At 58.5% G+C, this 16062-nt stretch carries 18 protein-coding genes; 9 read left to right on the top strand and 9 right to left on the bottom strand.

Going from position 1 to position 16062, the window contains the following annotated elements; all coding sequences use genetic code 11:
* Nucleotides 1-3: 3 nt before the first annotated feature.
* The 5 genes from VFW72_RS05440 (at nucleotide 4) to VFW72_RS05420 (ending at nucleotide 4918) form a co-directional block, all read left to right on the top strand.
* A complete protein-coding gene (locus VFW72_RS05440; protein ID WP_329673252.1) occupies nucleotides 4-564 on the top strand; it encodes a hypothetical protein in 561 nt (186 codons plus the stop codon).
* Nucleotides 557-2050, top strand: coding sequence for a hypothetical protein (locus VFW72_RS05435; RefSeq protein ID WP_329673251.1), 1494 nt, complete (start codon nucleotides 557-559; stop codon nucleotides 2048-2050). The genes VFW72_RS05440 and VFW72_RS05435 overlap by 8 nt, the downstream gene beginning before the upstream one ends.
* The gene (locus tag VFW72_RS05430; RefSeq protein ID WP_329673250.1) at nucleotides 2047-2559 is read left to right on the top strand and encodes a hypothetical protein; all 513 of its coding nucleotides are present in this window, start codon (nucleotides 2047-2049) and stop codon (nucleotides 2557-2559) included. Before VFW72_RS05435 ends, VFW72_RS05430 begins: the two co-directional genes overlap by 4 nt.
* Before the next feature lie 84 nt (nucleotides 2560-2643).
* Entirely contained in the window at nucleotides 2644-3111 is a 468-nt protein-coding gene (locus VFW72_RS05425; protein WP_329673249.1) for a hypothetical protein, read from the top strand.
* A 1075-nt stretch (nucleotides 3112-4186) separates the two neighbouring features.
* Nucleotides 4187-4918 carry a hypothetical protein gene (locus tag VFW72_RS05420; protein ID WP_329673248.1) on the top strand — a complete coding sequence of 244 codons (732 nt, stop codon included), beginning with the start codon at nucleotides 4187-4189 and terminating at the stop codon, nucleotides 4916-4918.
* A gap of 11 nt (nucleotides 4919-4929) precedes the next feature.
* Here VFW72_RS05420 and VFW72_RS05415 read toward each other — a convergent pair whose 3' ends face one another.
* From VFW72_RS05415 to VFW72_RS05395, 5 genes are all read right to left on the bottom strand, one after another.
* Nucleotides 4930-6096 (bottom strand): hypothetical protein, encoded by a 1167-nt coding sequence (locus VFW72_RS05415; RefSeq protein ID WP_329673247.1) that lies wholly within the window; start codon nucleotides 6094-6096, stop codon nucleotides 4930-4932.
* Between the two features lie 137 nt (nucleotides 6097-6233).
* On the bottom strand, nucleotides 6234-6455 hold the full coding sequence (locus VFW72_RS05410) for a hypothetical protein (protein ID WP_329673246.1): 222 nt from the start codon (nucleotides 6453-6455) through the stop codon (nucleotides 6234-6236).
* A 142-nt stretch (nucleotides 6456-6597) separates the two neighbouring features.
* Nucleotides 6598-7629 (bottom strand): ionic transporter y4hA, encoded by a 1032-nt coding sequence (locus tag VFW72_RS05405; protein WP_329673245.1) that lies wholly within the window; start codon nucleotides 7627-7629, stop codon nucleotides 6598-6600.
* Between the two features lie 123 nt (nucleotides 7630-7752).
* On the bottom strand, nucleotides 7753-8178 hold the full coding sequence (locus tag VFW72_RS05400) for an Hsp20/alpha crystallin family protein (protein ID WP_329673244.1): 426 nt from the start codon (nucleotides 8176-8178) through the stop codon (nucleotides 7753-7755).
* A 104-nt stretch (nucleotides 8179-8282) separates the two neighbouring features.
* The gene (locus VFW72_RS05395; protein WP_329673243.1) at nucleotides 8283-8972 is read right to left on the bottom strand and encodes a glutathione S-transferase family protein; all 690 of its coding nucleotides are present in this window, start codon (nucleotides 8970-8972) and stop codon (nucleotides 8283-8285) included.
* 47 nt (nucleotides 8973-9019) lie between these two features.
* Between VFW72_RS05395 and VFW72_RS05390 the strand changes: the two genes are divergently transcribed.
* Entirely contained in the window at nucleotides 9020-9394 is a 375-nt protein-coding gene (locus tag VFW72_RS05390) for a phage holin family protein (RefSeq protein ID WP_329673242.1), read from the top strand.
* Nucleotides 9395-9511: 117 nt separating this feature from the next.
* On the top strand, nucleotides 9512-10204 hold the full coding sequence (locus VFW72_RS05385; protein WP_329673241.1) for a PEP-CTERM sorting domain-containing protein: 693 nt from the start codon (nucleotides 9512-9514) through the stop codon (nucleotides 10202-10204).
* A 27-nt stretch (nucleotides 10205-10231) separates the two neighbouring features.
* Here VFW72_RS05385 and VFW72_RS05380 read toward each other — a convergent pair whose 3' ends face one another.
* The 4 genes from VFW72_RS05380 to thiL form a co-directional block, all read right to left on the bottom strand.
* On the bottom strand, nucleotides 10232-11164 hold the full coding sequence (locus VFW72_RS05380; RefSeq protein WP_329673240.1) for a CysB family HTH-type transcriptional regulator: 933 nt from the start codon (nucleotides 11162-11164) through the stop codon (nucleotides 10232-10234).
* 96 nt (nucleotides 11165-11260) lie between these two features.
* Nucleotides 11261-11683 carry a CinA family protein gene (locus VFW72_RS05375; protein ID WP_329673239.1) on the bottom strand — a complete coding sequence of 141 codons (423 nt, stop codon included), beginning with the start codon at nucleotides 11681-11683 and terminating at the stop codon, nucleotides 11261-11263.
* A gap of 76 nt (nucleotides 11684-11759) precedes the next feature.
* Nucleotides 11760-12365 carry a phosphatidylglycerophosphatase A gene (locus VFW72_RS05370; RefSeq protein ID WP_329673238.1) on the bottom strand — a complete coding sequence of 202 codons (606 nt, stop codon included), beginning with the start codon at nucleotides 12363-12365 and terminating at the stop codon, nucleotides 11760-11762.
* Nucleotides 12362-13366, bottom strand: a complete 1005-nt coding sequence (gene thiL, locus VFW72_RS05365; RefSeq protein ID WP_414638777.1) for a thiamine-phosphate kinase — start codon at nucleotides 13364-13366, stop codon at nucleotides 12362-12364. The genes VFW72_RS05370 and thiL overlap by 4 nt, the downstream gene beginning before the upstream one ends.
* A 161-nt stretch (nucleotides 13367-13527) precedes the next feature.
* Between thiL and VFW72_RS05360 the strand changes: the two genes are divergently transcribed.
* Together VFW72_RS05360 and VFW72_RS05355 are read left to right on the top strand one after the other, a co-directional pair.
* Nucleotides 13528-14184, top strand: a complete 657-nt coding sequence (locus VFW72_RS05360) for a response regulator transcription factor (RefSeq protein WP_329673236.1) — start codon at nucleotides 13528-13530, stop codon at nucleotides 14182-14184.
* A gap of 61 nt (nucleotides 14185-14245) precedes the next feature.
* Entirely contained in the window at nucleotides 14246-15964 is a 1719-nt protein-coding gene (locus VFW72_RS05355) for a hybrid sensor histidine kinase/response regulator (RefSeq protein WP_329673235.1), read from the top strand.
* Nucleotides 15965-16062 lie beyond the last annotated feature (98 nt).

The raw sequence follows: 16062 nt of genomic DNA, 5'->3' as shown, positions 1-16062 counted from the left end.
TCCATGTCAACCACCCCTATTCATTGGCTGAAGTCAGCATTGGTGCCCACCACTTTGGCATTCGCCATTTCTGGATGTTCAGCCAAGGCAGGCACTCCCGTCGCGAATGAATCTGCTGCAACCGCCAACGTATTTGCAGGCACTTACCTGTTCGATGTTCGTGATCCGCGTAGTGACTTCGGGAAGGCCCATCCGCAAGAGGTCAAACGTTACAGCAGCACGTTCAATGCGCTTCTTGCTGGGCAGGTCAAACTGGAACGAACCTTTGTTTCCCGGATCACCTCGGGTCCCAGCACGCAAGGCGAGGTCCTTGACATCGACGGGCAAAGCAGCGTTGTCCATGTGACCTGCCAATCACATCGATGTGACATTGAGCGCATGGGCCTGTACTACAGCCCTGCATCCAACCAAATGGGGGCACTCCTTTGGAGCCACTGCGAAGAAACCATTCTGGGCAGTCCATCCGCCACAGCTTTGGCAACCCTGAGGCGAGTCGCAAAATTGCCAGAACGAACAGCACAAGATATTGCTCGCTGCAAGAAAGTGAGTGCAGCCTATGAATGACGCCACAGGCGGCCTGAGCGAGTTCCTTGACGCTCTGTTTGAAAGCGAAGGGGGCGGCAATGCGCACATCGTCAACCAATACGGTTATCTAGGGAAATACCAATTTGGCGAAGATGCGCTGGTGGATCTTGGCTATTACAAAGCCGATGGAAGCAAGAACGTCGGCGCAAACGGCAAGTTCAAGTACGACTGGGCGGGAGCATGGACGGGCAAGCATGGCGCGACGTCCAAAGAGGTGTTCTTGTCCTCCCCCGAGATTCAAGACCACGCTGCACGTGACTGGGTTGCCCTGCTGTGCAAACGCATGCATCGCTACAAGCTGGATGGCTACATTGGCAAAACAGTGGGTGGTGTCGAGGTTACAGAGTCTGGCTTAATAGCAGCAGCGCACCTCAAGGGCTTTGGCAACGCCAAGCATCCCGGCGTCATCGCCTTCCTCAAGAGTGGCGGAACGATCAACGCAGCCGATGCCAACGGAACCAAAGTCTCCAGTTATATGAAACGGTTTGCGGGGTACAACCTCGGCTGCTGCGCAAAGTGCGCCGTGCAAGTCGTGGACAAGGATAAGAACCCCATCGCTGGGCTTGGCATTAAGCTACTGGCCAAGGGCAAGGAAGTGTACCGAGGCGTGACCGATGCATTTGGCAGCAGCCCGTTCGTGGGAGGCTTCTCGGCGGGGCACGAACTCACCGTGCTGGTTGAGCGGATTGAGGGCGGATTCAAGGAGATCGTGCGCTTTACTGCGGCCCACACACCCATGACTGTGGCCTTGGTGAGTCCGCGTACATTGCTAGAACTACCGTTGCAGCCGCATGCGGGCGCTGCGGGTTCACACAAGAAGGCAACGGTCAAGGACAAGCGTAACGATCAATTGGCCGGCAAGCCCAACTCACGGCCCAGCGGTTCCCATCGCAACTCGCAGGGGAACCCCGTACAAATCGCCCAGCCCCCAAAACCTTTGCCGCCCATTGAAGACCGACTCAAGGCCCTACAAGATATCTTGCTCCGAAATGCGGGGTATGGGAAAAAGAGTGTCCCACTGAATGGACCAGCTGCCGTGATCAAGTCACGCAATGGGGAAGCGATAACGGAGTACAGGAAGGGCAGAACCACTTCCATCGGACGCTGCTACAAGTATGTGAAGATCGCGCTGCAGGCCAGTGGACTGGTCAGTTGCTATTTGGCGGGAGAACACGCGAAGGACGCAGGACCGGAGTTGGCAAGACAGGGTTATGAGAACTTGCTTGACGGCCCACACAACGGCATCGAAGGTCCGATGGATGCGCCGGTTGGAGCCGTGATTGTCTACCGCCCTACTGACGGGTCGCCTGACGGACACATTGAAGTTCGTATCGATGATGAGGGAACACCGGCTGTCGCCAGCGACTTTATCTCAAGAACGCCACGCACAGAACGCCCGAACGGGCCCAAGCAAATGGAAGGGCGTCATCGCAAGGTTATTGGAATTTGGGTCAAAAGGCTATGAAATCATCGAGTATCTGCTCAACACGCCTCTGCGGATTGATCCTCTATGCTGTTCTCGCTGCCGCGACCGTTGCGTCGGCGGCACCAAATCAAACACACCCAAATGCTATTGCTCGATTTGAATCGCAGTTCAGCGGAAGTGGGACTTTTGATTGCAACCTTGGAAAGGCCAAACTAGGTTTAAGTTTGGGGCTCCTTCCCTATGGCGCCAAATTGCCTACCGATATGCCCAATGAGTTGCGGAGGGATCAGTTTGGGATTGAAATAGAAAGCTACCCTTCAAAAACGTCCAATCACATCGAATCGCTCTGGGGCCCGGCCACCTTCTCCGACGGTGACAAGAAAATGTCCGTCAAGCTCAACAACAACAAAACGGCTTTCTTTGAGCGTTTTGGCCCCACCCCTGACTGGCCCTTTAAATCAAAGAAAGACAGCCAGTTTTTCTTTACCTTTCGGCTGGATGACGGCCCTGTCTACCAATGCAAGGCGGTCTACCAACCGGATCAATAAGCGCAACAAAGATTGATGACGCAGGCTCACCCGATCCTAGGTCAGTGCGCCGAAGGAGGCCTTTTGGTTTAAGAACGATTAAACATGCAGCTCCACAAATTCGTCTTTTTGATAGGCCTTTCGGCCATTCAAATTCAATGTAATGCGGATACAACGGGGAACCGTTTTGCAAATCAGTTCAGTGGAAGCGAGATATTTCGCTGCCTTGCTGGAACCAAAAAAATTGGCGTCGGAGTCGGGGGGCCCTATGGCGCAAAGCTCCCACCTGATCTAACGCAAGACGTTGTGACTGCACTGATTGGCGTGGAGTTGGAGACATATCCCACCCCAAAAACCAATCACATCGATCGCCTCTGGGGACCGGCTACCTTCTCCGACGGTGACAAGAAAATGTCCGTCAAGCTCAACAACAAAACGGCTTTCTTTGAGCGCTTTGGCCCCACGCCAGACTGGCCCTTTAAGTCAAAGAAAGACAGCCAGTTTTTCTTTACCTTTCGGCTGGATGACGGCCCTGTCTACCAATGCAAGGCAGTCTACCAACCAGATCAATAAGCGCAACAGAGATTGGTGACGTGGGCTCAGCCAATCCGACGTGACTGAGCCAAAGAAGGCCTACTTGCCTTGCTTAATCACCAAGGCTCCCCCGGCGACAGCACCACGCAGGGCAGTCATAAAGAGCCAACAGCGCATCTATGACCAAACTTCCATTCGGACTTGTTAATCATGCTACTGGTCAGCCATGCCATAGCGGGGACGCGAGGCCTACGCTTTGTCATAGTTAACCTTGCCGAGACCGCCCTTTTTTGAGTCTCTGTCTTAAATCTCTTTTCGAGATGTTGAAGCACCACGACTACCTTCCGCCCAAAACTGCTGGAACCACCGCGCCACTGGGGGGAGAAAGCATTCGCCACACTACGAGAAAAACTACCGAATAGTCTTACCTAGAGTCTAGGCCTACGCATTTGGAGCGGTGATACACAAGCTATTACCACTGCCGAGAAGACTCTTCAAATGAGCGACGAACACACTGGCCCAAATGGCCATGACGGCATGTTCATTGTGCGAATTCAAGGCTCACACATTAGCATTCAATGATTCGGTGCACAAAGTGCATCTCCCGCCATGACGCTATCTGAGAAGATAGAAATTGAGCGGAAAAAGAATGCACCAATTGAGCCCTAATCAAACTTTGATTTAGCACTTCGCAAGGCAGCCAAGCCAATGGGCCATCGATTTAATCCATAGCTCACAATCACCTAAGTAAATTTACAGTTGATTCAACATCGCGATGGAACTGCAGGCTGACTCGCGGGTTAAGCCGAATACAGCAATACATGCAAGGACAGCGCCTTCCGAACCTGGGATTGTTTGGCAAACGTTTGTGCCGCCAGCGACTATTCGGCGCCCATCAAGGCAGACATAGCCGGCAGGTCTGCATTCTTGGGATATCTGGCCTGGCGTTCTCTACTTCCGACGCCCCCACCCACCGCTCCAACCTTCCATTTCAGCCATAATCCGCCGCAACTGTAGGGCTGGTTGCCGTTGCCGGCTATATAGCTGCCGCCACTATCGTGGACATGATTGACTCTAGCTTCTCACTCAAAGAACGAGCGGCAAGTTTGGCGCGATGATGAAAGTTAATTGGAATCTATATTTCTGCAGCATTTTTCTCATTGCTGGTGGCGCCACAGGTTATGTCGCCATATCTCAAAAAATATCTGGATCAGCAAGCAGCACTCCAGCAATACTAATCGCGACCGCCATCACCACAGCACTAGCGGTCACGCTAGCTGCAATATGGATTGCCCAAAATATGGGGGCTCGATACATTCTCCTGGCGAAGGGATCTTTCCTCTTCACTGCATCAGCATTTATGATAGGAATCGGATCCCCAATATTTTTTGTAATTCCACCTACAAGCTGGCTTGGGGCCTGCACCATAGCGGCAATCACAACGACAGCAATACTAAATTCAGTCAAGTCTTACAGATATTACAAATCGATATCCATCGACTCCAGAAAAGAGATACTAAATACAATTAAGGGCAACAGAATAGACTTGGAAGAGTTCAGTAGATTTTTCTTAGACTACCCACCTACTGTCGTTACAAAATTGAGTCCCAAAATTGGCGTGCCTATAGCCATTTCTGGGCTCGTCTGTATGGTATTGGGCCTCAGCCTATACAAGGTATATCCGGTTTTTTCTGTTGTTGCATGGGGCGTCCCCACACTTCTTGTACCGGCATTTCTTCTGCCTGTACTGACACAAGCCCTCGTCCAACAGTCACTACTTGCAAAAATAGAAAAACAGATCGGCCAACGACTTACCGCAAAGGTACCGAGTCAAACTCCCGAGTAAGTCATACACCCTCACTCCTGCCACAAATAAAACACCTTCCCAAACTGCCCAATCACCTGCACCTCGGGATAGAAGCGTGAGGGAACGAACCCGTTGGTCTCTGGCAGCGAAGCCTTCAGACTGCGGCCAGTTGCGGCCACCATGCCGTACTCGACTGGCAAACATTGCTTATTCAGATCAGGCTGATTGGCTGTTTGAACAGCCTGCAGCAAGACACCACGCGGGCAAGCCTTCCATGCTTGTGAGTGTTTGGCAAAGGCCGCTGGCCCCACTTCGGCACCGAGGCGGTAAGCAGAGGCGTCGGGCTCAAAGGGCAGGAGCCAGCGTGTCGCGTTGACTGCTCCCGCAGCATCAGCCAACTCGGTCAAGCCGTGTTGCTGAACGCGGCGCCCGGTCGTGCGGGCCTCTCGCCCCACCCCTGCGGCAATTCGGCAGGTATCAAACCAGGCTCGGCCGGCATCGATCACGTGCGCATAGAAGGTAGCCAGATGGGGGCGCACCATCACGCCATCAGGCTCGCTGCCGTAGTAGCCCCTGAGCAGTTCATGCAAATAGCCTACGTACAGTTGGTTGGCCACTTTCGAGAGCATCGCGGCTTGCTGCAGGTCGCCACAGGTGGCTTGCGGGGCGACGCCAAAGGCGTGCCCAGGTGTACCTGCCGCCGCTGGGTCGGTCTCAATGACCGCCTCAAAGTGCTTCAACAAGGCAGCCTCTTCGTTGACCAAAGCCCTCGCCTTGTAAAACGATGCGTAGGCCAACTGCGCGGGTTGGTAACCAGCTTCTGCGGCTTGGCCCAACACGGCCAGGGCTTGATTGATGTCTGCCGGCTCAGGTACCCCGACCGCCATCATTTCTGACAAGCGAAACATCGACCGTGGATCACGGGCCTTGGCACCCAGTTTGTGAAGGTTGAAGGCTTGCGTCAGATGCCCGTCACGGCCAGTATGAAAGTACACCGATTCGGCCAGGTAGAACAAGGCGTCTTGATTGCCTTCGGCTGCTGGCGCTTCCAGCTTTTTGACGGCCAGATCGAAGCTGCCCTTCTGGTAGGCGGCAAACCCAAGCTGATAGAGATCGACTGGCTCAGCTTCAACGGCTGCCGGCTTCGCCGCATTCTGGGCGTGCACGAGCGCGCTCACCCCACCAAGCACAGCCCACACCGAGGCCTTTACCAGCATTCGATGGCCTGAAAACTTCCACACGGCTCACTCCCCCGCTTGTCTGTTCGGCGGCAGTGTAGCCCGGGCACAAACGCATCACAGCCCACCAATCGAAGGGGCTGGACAAGGAGGGGAAGCCCCTCAGACGGGCTGATTCAACGGGTCGGTTTGCGCAAGGCGGGAGCCAGCAGATCCTGATGAGTTGGGGGCAGCGATTTGGCCGCCACGCGCTCCCATTCGGACCAATCGACGTAGGTCACCTCAGGCAAGGGCAAAGATCCATGGCTTTGCGCGTTGCCGGCGACCTTGGCAGCGCCATGCGCCACGAACCGGCGCGCATGTGTGTTGGGTGACGGATTCACAGTCAGGGTTTTCAAAACGACACTCCCGATAGGCGTTTTCGCCTTTTTATGCTGTGCAGTTTGCACGATTCAGCCGGAAATGTGTGTGAAATTTAGGTGAAAACCCTGGCTTTTACAAAAAGCTTCGCAATGCGGAAATGGGTTCTGCCAGGCGGCATCAAGGCACGATGGTCGTAAAGAGATACACCGCGCCAATGACCAAGTGCACCGCCCCTTGCAGCACCGTGGTGCGGCCCGTACCCAACGATTGGGTGGCGACCAAAAGTGACAACATGAGCAAGACGGTGGACTTCAGGTCCAAGCCCAGCGTCAAGGTCCACCCCGTCACCAACGACACGATGGCCACTGCAGGAATGGTCAGCCCGATGCTGGCCAGCGCCGAGCCCAGAGCCAGATTCAAACTGGTTTGCAGCCGATTCGACCGCGCAGCTCGAAAAGCGGCCACCCCTTCAGGCAGCAAGACGACGATGGCCACAATGATGCCAACCAGGGCTGGCGGAGCCCCCAGTGCCATGACCCCTTTTTCGATGAGGGGCGCCAATCCTTTGGCCAAGAGCACCACCGCCACCAGGCTGACCAGCAAAAGCGCCAAGCTGACCAAGGCCACCCGGCCCGAGGGCGGCTCGGCATGCGCCTCTTCTGTCAGACCACGCCCATCGGCCGGCAAAAAGTAGTCGCGATGGCGAACGGTCTGGACCAGCACGAACGTGCCGTACAGCACCAACGACACCACAGCAATGAAGGCCAGCTGGCTCGGGCTGTATGAGGGCCCGGGCGTGGTGGTCGTGTAGTTGGGCAACACCATGGTCAACACGGAAATGGCAGACAGGGTTGCCAGACTGGCATGTACACCATGCCGGCCAAACTGCTGTTCATGGAAGCGCGATCCACCCACCAGCAGGCAGATCCCAACCATGACATTCAGGATCAGCATGACCGCCGCAAACACGGTGTCACGCGCCAGCGCGGTTGCTTGGGGGCCACCGGCAATCATCAGTGACACGATGAGCGCCACCTCAATGACGGTGATCGCGATCGCGAGCAGAAAGGTTCCGAAGGGCTCGCCCACACGATGCGCCACCACTTCGGCATGGTGAACCGCGGCCGTCACAGCCGCGAACAAGGCACCCGCCGAAAGCAAGGCATACCATTGACCGAACCCAAGCCTTGCGCCGGCCAAAACTGCCATGGCCGCGAGCGGCGCGACCATGGACCAAAGGGGAAGAGAAGGATGTCTGTGCATGGGCCGATGATGGCACACCCCCTACGCCCCACGCACGGGAGGGGCGGCCCCTCCACGCTCCGTCTTCGCTCAGTCGATGCGAATGCGGTTGCCGTTCGGTGACTTCTGCTTTTTCGGCAATTGCAGCGTCAGGATGCCATCGGCAAACTTGGCGGTGGTTTCCGCCGCATCGATTTCGGTTGGCAACTCGAAACTGCGACTGACGCTGCCGTAGTAACGCTCACTGCGCAGCACACGCTCGTCTCGATTCTGGCTGTCTTGCTGCTTGACCTCGGCACGCAAGGTAACCAGGGCGCCATGAACTTCCACATGAATGTCTTCTTTGGGAACCCCGGGGATTTCCGCCTGCACTTGATAGGCGTTCCCCACTTCCTTCACATCGATCTTGATCTGGGCAGGCAAAGGATCGCCATGCAGCGGCTTGATGTAGTAGCCGGACGCCAGATCACGAAACAGGTCGTCAAACAGACTGGTACGGGCAGGTAGCAGGCTCATCGTGACACTCCTTGAAGTGATGGTTCAAACAAGAACTGCGATGACTGAAATATAGAGACCCGCACCCAGACTTCAAGAGGCGGTCCTCAGTCGCTTGATGTAACTCAAACGCCGCCGGCACGCAAGTCTTGCCAGACCACGCCCACCGCGAGGATGTCTTGCTCATGAGCTGGATCAGCCCAAGGCTCTTGATGCGCTTGCTCCTGCCAGGCCTGCACCGCAGGCTCATTCAACAGGCGTTGCCAGTACGGACTCACGCTGGCCTCAGGTGCCAGACCATAGGTTTGAAACCGAATGGCAACCGGAGCGTAGAACGCATCGACTGCTGTGAACCGTTCTCCGGCCAGATAGGGGCCGCCGAAGCGAGTCAGGCCTTGCTGCCACAGGGCCTCGATGCGATCAACGTCTCGGCGCACCGCATCAGGCACCTCATGCAGTCGCACGCGCCAGTTGCAATGCATAGAGCAATGCTGGCGCAAGGCCTGGAAGCCCGAATGCATTTCAGCCACAGCACTGCGAGCCCAGGCCCGCGCCAGCGGATCGTCGGGCCACACCTGGGGGTGGGCTTCAGCCAGGTATTCGACAATGCTCAGCGAGTCCCACACCACAGTGGAGCCATCTTCAAGGCACGGCACCTTGCCATTTGGCGCCAGTTGGCAATAAGCAGCCCAATCGGCCACATCGCCGAAGCGATGCATCACCTCCCGAAAGGGAATGCCGAGTTGGCGCATCAAGACCCAGGGTCGCATCGACCACGACGAGTACAGCTTGTTGGCAATGTGCAGGGTGTACATCGTGTACTCCTCAGGCAGAAGGATCGGGTCCTGATTATGATGGCGCCATGAAGCTGATTCTGCGATGGCTGCTGTTGGCAGCTGCTCTGGTGCTGATCACTCAGTGGGACACGGGCATTCACGTCAAGAGCTTTGGCGCAGCCATGTGGGCCGCGCTGGTCATGGGCTTGATCAACGCCTTCGTTCGACCGTTGTTGATCTTGCTGACCTTGCCGGTGACCGTGCTGACATTAGGCTTGTTTCTGTTCGTCATCAATGCCTTGACGTTTCAAATGGCCTCCGGCCTGCTTGAAGGCTTCCAGGTCAACAGTTTCTGGGATGCCTTGTTGGGATCGGTGCTCTACAGCCTGTGGGGCTTGATCATCGATGCCGCACTGGAGCGGCTGTTTCCCAGCCCGCGCTGGCCTGACCCAGGTCAATAACAAACGACGCCCCCCTAGTTTGCAGGTAGGCCTGCAGCAGGTCGCACCGTAGGATGTGAGGCCCAACCGCCCACGCGAGGCGGCAGTGGCACGTTCACAATCAAAGAGAGGCCTTTCATGAAAACCTTTACCGCAAGCGCTCTGGCTCTGGCCAGCGCTTTGGCTTTGTCTGCCCCGGCAGCTCATGCCGTGGTCATCGACTTCACCGGTGGTGTGGTCACCTTGGCTGGCGGCGCCACCGCCACCACCAACAACAGCGTGGTCCACTACGGCGTGGCCAGCTATGAGGAAGACGGCATTCTGGTGTCGTTCAACGGCGCAACCAGCGGCATCATTGGCGACTACTACTCCATCGGTGCAGGCGGCTTTGTCGGCAACGACGTGATCCACGCCCACTGGGACGACGGCATCACGTCCATCACCTTCACCAAGGTGGATGGCAAGGCATTCGATCTGACCTATTTCGACTTGACCTCCAACACCACCACGGGCGGTGGCCAAGCAAGCGGTCTGGAAGATTCGTGGATCACCGCGTCCAACGGCACCTCGTTGAAGCTGCCCTCTTCTGACTGGGGCTTCGCCAAGGACTATTTCGGTGCGGATGGCGACGGCATTGCCCGCATGTACATGGGCCCCAGCTTCCTGGGCATCACGTCGTTCACGATCACCTCGAAGAACGCCTATTGCTTCGGTATGGACAATTTCTACATTGACCAGGCGGCTCCTGCTGTGCCTGAGCCCACCACCACCGCCATGGTGTTGGCGGGTCTGGCCGTGGCGGGCGTAGCAGCCAAGCGCCGCAAGGCCTGATCCAGGCCCTGAGCAGGTTGCCCCTGCTCAGGCCGCGCTGGCCTGGGCGGCAGCCTGCTCGACGACCTGACGCGTCAGAGGTGGCGCGAAGGTTTCAATGAAGGCATAGACATAGCCGCGCAAGAATGCACCGCGGCGGAATGCCAAGCGCGTCATGTTCACTTCGAACAGATGACCCGCATCCAAGGCTTGCAAGTTGCGATCGCGCTCTTCGTCGTAGGCAATCGACGCCACGATTCCCACCCCCAAACCCAGTTCGGCATAGGTTTTGATCACGTCCGCGTCCATGGCGGTCAGCACAATGCTGGGCTGAATGCCGGCGCGCTCGAACGCCTGGTCAATGTGCGAACGACCGGTGTAGCCCGCGTCATAGGTCACCAAGGGGTATTTGGCCAAGCGCTCCAAAGTCAGCGGCTGCCCATCCAACAACGGATGTCCGTTAGGGACCACCACGCTGTGGGTCCAGCGGTAGCAGGGCAGGGTCACCAACTGCTCATATTGCGTGAGCGCCTCGGTGGCAATGGCCACATCGGCCTCGCCTGACAGCAGCATTTCGGCAATCTGTTTCGGCGAGCCTTGGTGCAGGCTCAAGGTGACCTGGGGATACAACTGACGGAAGTCGCGCACCGCGGCAGGCAGGGCGTAGCGAGCCTGCGAGTGGGTGGCTGCAATCGACAAGGGGCCTGCGTCGTGCGCAGAAAAGTCACGGGCGGCGTTGCGCAGGTTGTCGGAATCGGCCAGCAAACGCTCGATGATGGGCAACACCTGGGTGCCGGGATCGGTCAGCCCGGTCAGGCGCTTGCCTGCCCGGATGAACAACTCGATGCCCAACTCGTCTTCCAGTTCGCGAATCTGGCGACTGACCCCGGGCTGCGACGTGTGCAGAACCTGGGCCACCTCGGTCAGGTTGAAGCCCTGACGAACGGCTTCGCGCACCGAGCGCAATTGCTGAAAATTCATGACGCCTCTCCTCATGCGATCAACGCATTTTGAAAGGCATTACTTATTCGCAAAACAATTATTTCCTTCTAAGCATCTGCCAAAAACACAGATTGCTCAGCAGATACGCTGCAACAGCCCTTCCAGCGCACAGCGCACCGTGGCCCAGCGCACGGCGGCGCGGTCGCCATCAAAGTGCTGACACACGGCTTGGGTGACTCCACCACGCTCAGCCCAGGCCAGCCACACGGTGCCAACTGGCTTGTCTGCCGTGCCCCCGCTGGGGCCGGCAATGCCCGTCACGGCCACCGCCAGTTGGGCGCGCGAGCGCTGGAGCACGCCTTCTGCCATGGCACGCGCGACCGACTCGCTGACCGCGCCATGCGCAGCAATGAGATCTGGCGGTACGCCCAGCAACTCGGCCTTGGCTTCGTTGCTGTATGTCACCACGGCCCGATCAAACCAGGCACTGGAACCAGCCAGGTCAGTGCAACTGGCAGCGATGAGTCCGCCGGTACAGGACTCGGCGGTGGCGATCATCCAACCGCGCGCCAGGAGCGCCTGCGCGAGGTCTGACAGAGGAAGCGAACACGGTTGCGAAGCCAAGCTCTCCTCCTCACGGCAACAGGGTGACACCCACCCCACCCTGACGCAAAGCGACCGCCAAGGCCAGGAATAGCAAGGTACACAAGGCGGCGACCAGGTCGTCAAACATGATGCCCAATCCTTGCGCCCAGCCTATGGGCTGACCGGGCTTCTGTTTGAATAACTGATCAGCCCAGCGCACCGGCCCCGGCTTGAGCGCGTCAAAAATGCGGAAGGTGACCACCGCCAGCAACTGCCCCTTCCAGTCCATGGGGGTGACCACCCAAAGCACGAGCCAGATGGCCCAGATTTCGTCCCAGACAACCGAACCAGGATCGGCCACCCGCAGACTGCGGGCGGTGTGGGTGCAAGCCCACCAACCCACGAACCAGCTCACCACCAGCAGCCCTGCCCAAGCCAGGTCCGCTTGAGGCCCGAAGCCAAACCGGGCTTGCAAGGCGGCAAATGTGATCCAGCCCCAAAGCGTGCCCACAGTGCCCGGGGCGATGGGGCTCAGGCCACTGCCTGCGCCGAAAGCGATGAAGTGCGCGGGGTGACTCCAAAGCAGGTGCGCATTGGCACGCCGAGGCGCCCCCACCTCTTGCGCGTCTTCAACGTCGTGGCGATAGACACTCATGGCGTCCCTTTGAAATGGTCAAACGAGGTCCACCGATTGTCGACCGGCTTCAAGGCAGGATCGCCCTCCCATTGGTCTAGCTCCCCTCGCCAAAGCCTCAAGCCTGGCTCGGCCTCAATGCGGCCGATGCGCGTCAACAGCAAGCCCAGTTGCTGCTCCAGTGCGCGCACGGCTTCACGCTGATTGGGTGGGCTGGTGAACACGAGTTCATAGTCGTCGCCACCCGCCAGAATGCAGTCAAGTTGCTCGGCAGAGGGACGCTCCTGCAAATGCGCGCTGATCGGCAAGGCATCCAGGATGAGCGACGCGCCCACCCGACTGCGCCGCAAGATATGCCCCAGGTCTCCCAGCAGGCCATCCGACACGTCGATGGCGCTGGTGGCCACACCCCGCAACCCCTGCCCTAACGTGACACGAGGGGTAGGCAGTTCCATCGCCATGCGCACCGCGTCAAAGGTATGCGGCATCAGCCCCGGGTGCAAGGTGCCGCGAAAAGCTTCCAGCGCCAGTCGCGCTTCGCCCGGCCAGCCACTCACCCAGATGTCATCCCCCGCCTGAGCCCCACTGCGCAGCAAGGCATGTCCGGCCGGCACTTCGCCCATGACCGTGATGCCAATGGCCAAAGGCCCTGCAGTCGTGTCGCCGCCAATGAGCTCGCAATCGTGCTCATCTGCGAGCGCGAGCAAGCCTTGAGAAAAATCTGACAACCAATCCTGATCTACTCGCGGCAAGGTCAGCGCGAGTGTGAACGCCAGAGGCCGCGCACCACACGCGGCCAGATCAGACAGATTCACAGCCAAAGCCTTGTGCCCCAGGCGTGCAGGATTGACCGTGGACAAGAAATGTCGCCCTTCCACCAGCGTGTCCGTAGAAACGGCCAGTTGCATACCCGGCGTTGGCGCAATGACGGCGCAGTCATCGCCATTGCCGATGACTGCGCGATGCGGGCCCTCGCCCGCGCGGCGCCAGAAGTAGCGCTCGATCAGATCAAATTCACCCAGACTCATGGCATCAATCATCGCACTTCCTGAGCAAGCGCGGAGATTCGGACAACATGGACGATTTCGTCCGTATTTATGCATGAAATGGATGTCAGACCTGGGTTGCGACCGCTACACTCTGGCCCACCGCAAACTTACCTGCCCAGCGCCACCCCCTTGGCATGAGTCCTGATCTGTCCGTCTTGTTGGTCGATGACCACCCCTTGTTCCGAGATGGCCTGAGCAATCTCATCGTGGGGCTGGCACCTCAGGCGTCCGTCGAGCAGGTGGGCAGCCTGTTCGACGCATTGGCTCTGCGCGATCGCACCTTCGATCTGGTGCTGCTGGACTTGCACCTACCGCACGTTCACGGGCTCGACGGGCTCAACCAGATGAAAGCCACTTTTTCGGACACGCCGATCGTGGTGATTTCCGGCGAAGACGACCCCAACCTGATTGCCCAGACCATTCAGGCCGGGGCCAGCGGCTTCATTCCCAAAAGCACCAACGTGGCCGTGACCAAGCAGGCCATTCAACTGGTGCTGGCCCACGGCGTTTACCTTCCGCCTCAAGCGCTGCAGACCAGCTCGATCAGCAAAACGAACGGCCACCCCCTGACCAGCCAACTCAGTCAACGCCAACTGGCGGTACTGCGAGGTCTGCTGCAAGGCAAGCCCAACAAGGTCATTGCGCGCGATATCGGCATTGCCGAAGGCACAGTCAAGGCGCATTTGTGGACCGTTTACCAGCTGCTGGGGGTGAACAACCGCGCCCAGGCCATGTACCGCGCCCACGAGCTGCAACTTTTTCAAGATCTCCAACCGCTGCGCCCGGAATAATCTGGGGCCATGCAGCCGGCCAACACCCCCCCCCCCCGTCCCGTCCGATGTGCCCCGGCGCATGTCGGTTGACCACCAGATCCTGCTGTTGCTGGCCAATCAGGTCACCAAAGTACCCTGGCCAGTGGGTGCCGCCGCCGCAGTAGTTTGCATCATGGCGTGGGACAGCGCCCCGCACTGGGCTTTGCTGACCTGGGCGATCTCCATCTGGTTCACACAGGGGTTGCGCTGGCGCATCCTGTCTCGCCTGCCGCTGTCGCGTCGCCCCATGGCGCGGCGCATTCGCATGGCGATCGCGCTCAGTGCACTCAACGGCCTGTGCCACGCGGGTTCAGCAGCCTTCTTTCCCTACCTGACCGAAGGCCAGCGATCGGTGGTGACACTCATCATGGCCGGGATCACCACGGGTGCCGTGGGCACCACTGCGGGCCAGCCACGCATCTTTCTGGCCTTCGCGCTGCCCACCATGTTGTCGCTGTCGCTGGCCTGGGCCGTCACGCCACTGGCCGCAGCCAGCCGATGGATCGGGCTGGCCATGGCCCTGTTTCTGCTCGCCTATCTCGGCATCCTGATTTCCCTCGCCCGTGGCGCCTACAGTTCGCTGCAGCGCTCGATTGCCATGCAGATCAAACAGTGGCGCCTGAACCGAGATTTGCGTCAGGCGCTGACGCAAGCAGAAGAAGCCAACGCGGCCAAAACGCGATTCCTGGCCTCCGCCAGCCACGACCTGCGGCAACCGCTCCACACCTTGACGCTGTTCACTGCAGCCTTGCACACGCATGCGCTCACCCCGCAAGCTCGCCACATCATCGGGCAAATGGATGACGCACTGGCCATGCTGCGCGATCAACTCACGGGCCTGCTCGACATCTCCAAGCTCGATGCCGGGATCATCACCGCCCGCTGCACCCCGGTCGACATCGTGCGCTTTGCACATCGAATGCACGACGAGTTCGCCCCATTGGCGCAGCAAAAGCAGCTTCAACTGACGCTGGATTTGCCATCGCAACCGCAGGTGTATGTTGACAGCGACCCGCTGCTGCTCGAACGCATCGTGCGCAACCTGCTCGACAACGCCGTGAAGTACTGCGATGCCGGCTCAGTCTGGCTGCGTATTCAGGTGCCGCAAGCCGAACCCGGCCGCACTGTTCACCTGATCGTGCAGGACACCGGGCGCGGCATTCCCACCAGCGAAGCCGAGCGAGTTTTCGAAGAGTTTTACCAATTGGACAACCCAGAGCGAGACCGGACACGCGGATTGGGCCTGGGGCTGGCCATTGTGCGGCGGCTGACCAGTTTGCTGGGGATCCCGCTGTCGTTGACATCGGAGCCCGGCATCGGCACCCGCGTGACCCTGACACTCGCACGCAGTTCGAATGTGGCGGAGGAACCCGATTCCGCCCCGCCATCTACCTGCTCGATTCCGCATTGCCATGTGCTGGTGATCGATGACGAACCTTCGATCCTGATGGCCATGAAAAGCCTGCTGGAGGCGCACGGCTGCCGCGTAACCGCCGTGGCCGCCACCGACGAAGCCATGCAGCAAGCCGTCTCGGATCGTCCCGATCTGGTTCTGGCCGATTTCCGTTTGCGCGGACAGGAAAGTGGCATCAAGGCCATACGCAAGCTAAGGCAGGTCTGGCCCGACCTGCCGGCCCTTCTGATCAGCGGCGACACCGCGGACAGCCGCCTGAAGGAAGCCCACGAGGCAGGACTGCGGCTGCTGCACAAGCCCGTTTCCGTACCGATTCTGTTGAAGGCGATTTCCGAGAGTTTGTGAATTCAGAAATAGTCGCGCTTACTTCTGTTATTGCAGCGATCGTGCGCTTGCTTGCCTGGGAAGGCGCCACCTATACTGAAAAATCCATTTACAAAACT

The sequence above is a fragment of the Aquabacterium sp. genome (assembly GCF_036273115.1).
In the GTDB taxonomy this organism is placed as follows: domain Bacteria; phylum Pseudomonadota; class Gammaproteobacteria; order Burkholderiales; family Burkholderiaceae_C; genus Aquabacterium.
The sequence above is the reverse complement of the archived record's forward strand: the minus strand, read 5'-3'. Positions and strand labels throughout refer to the sequence as shown.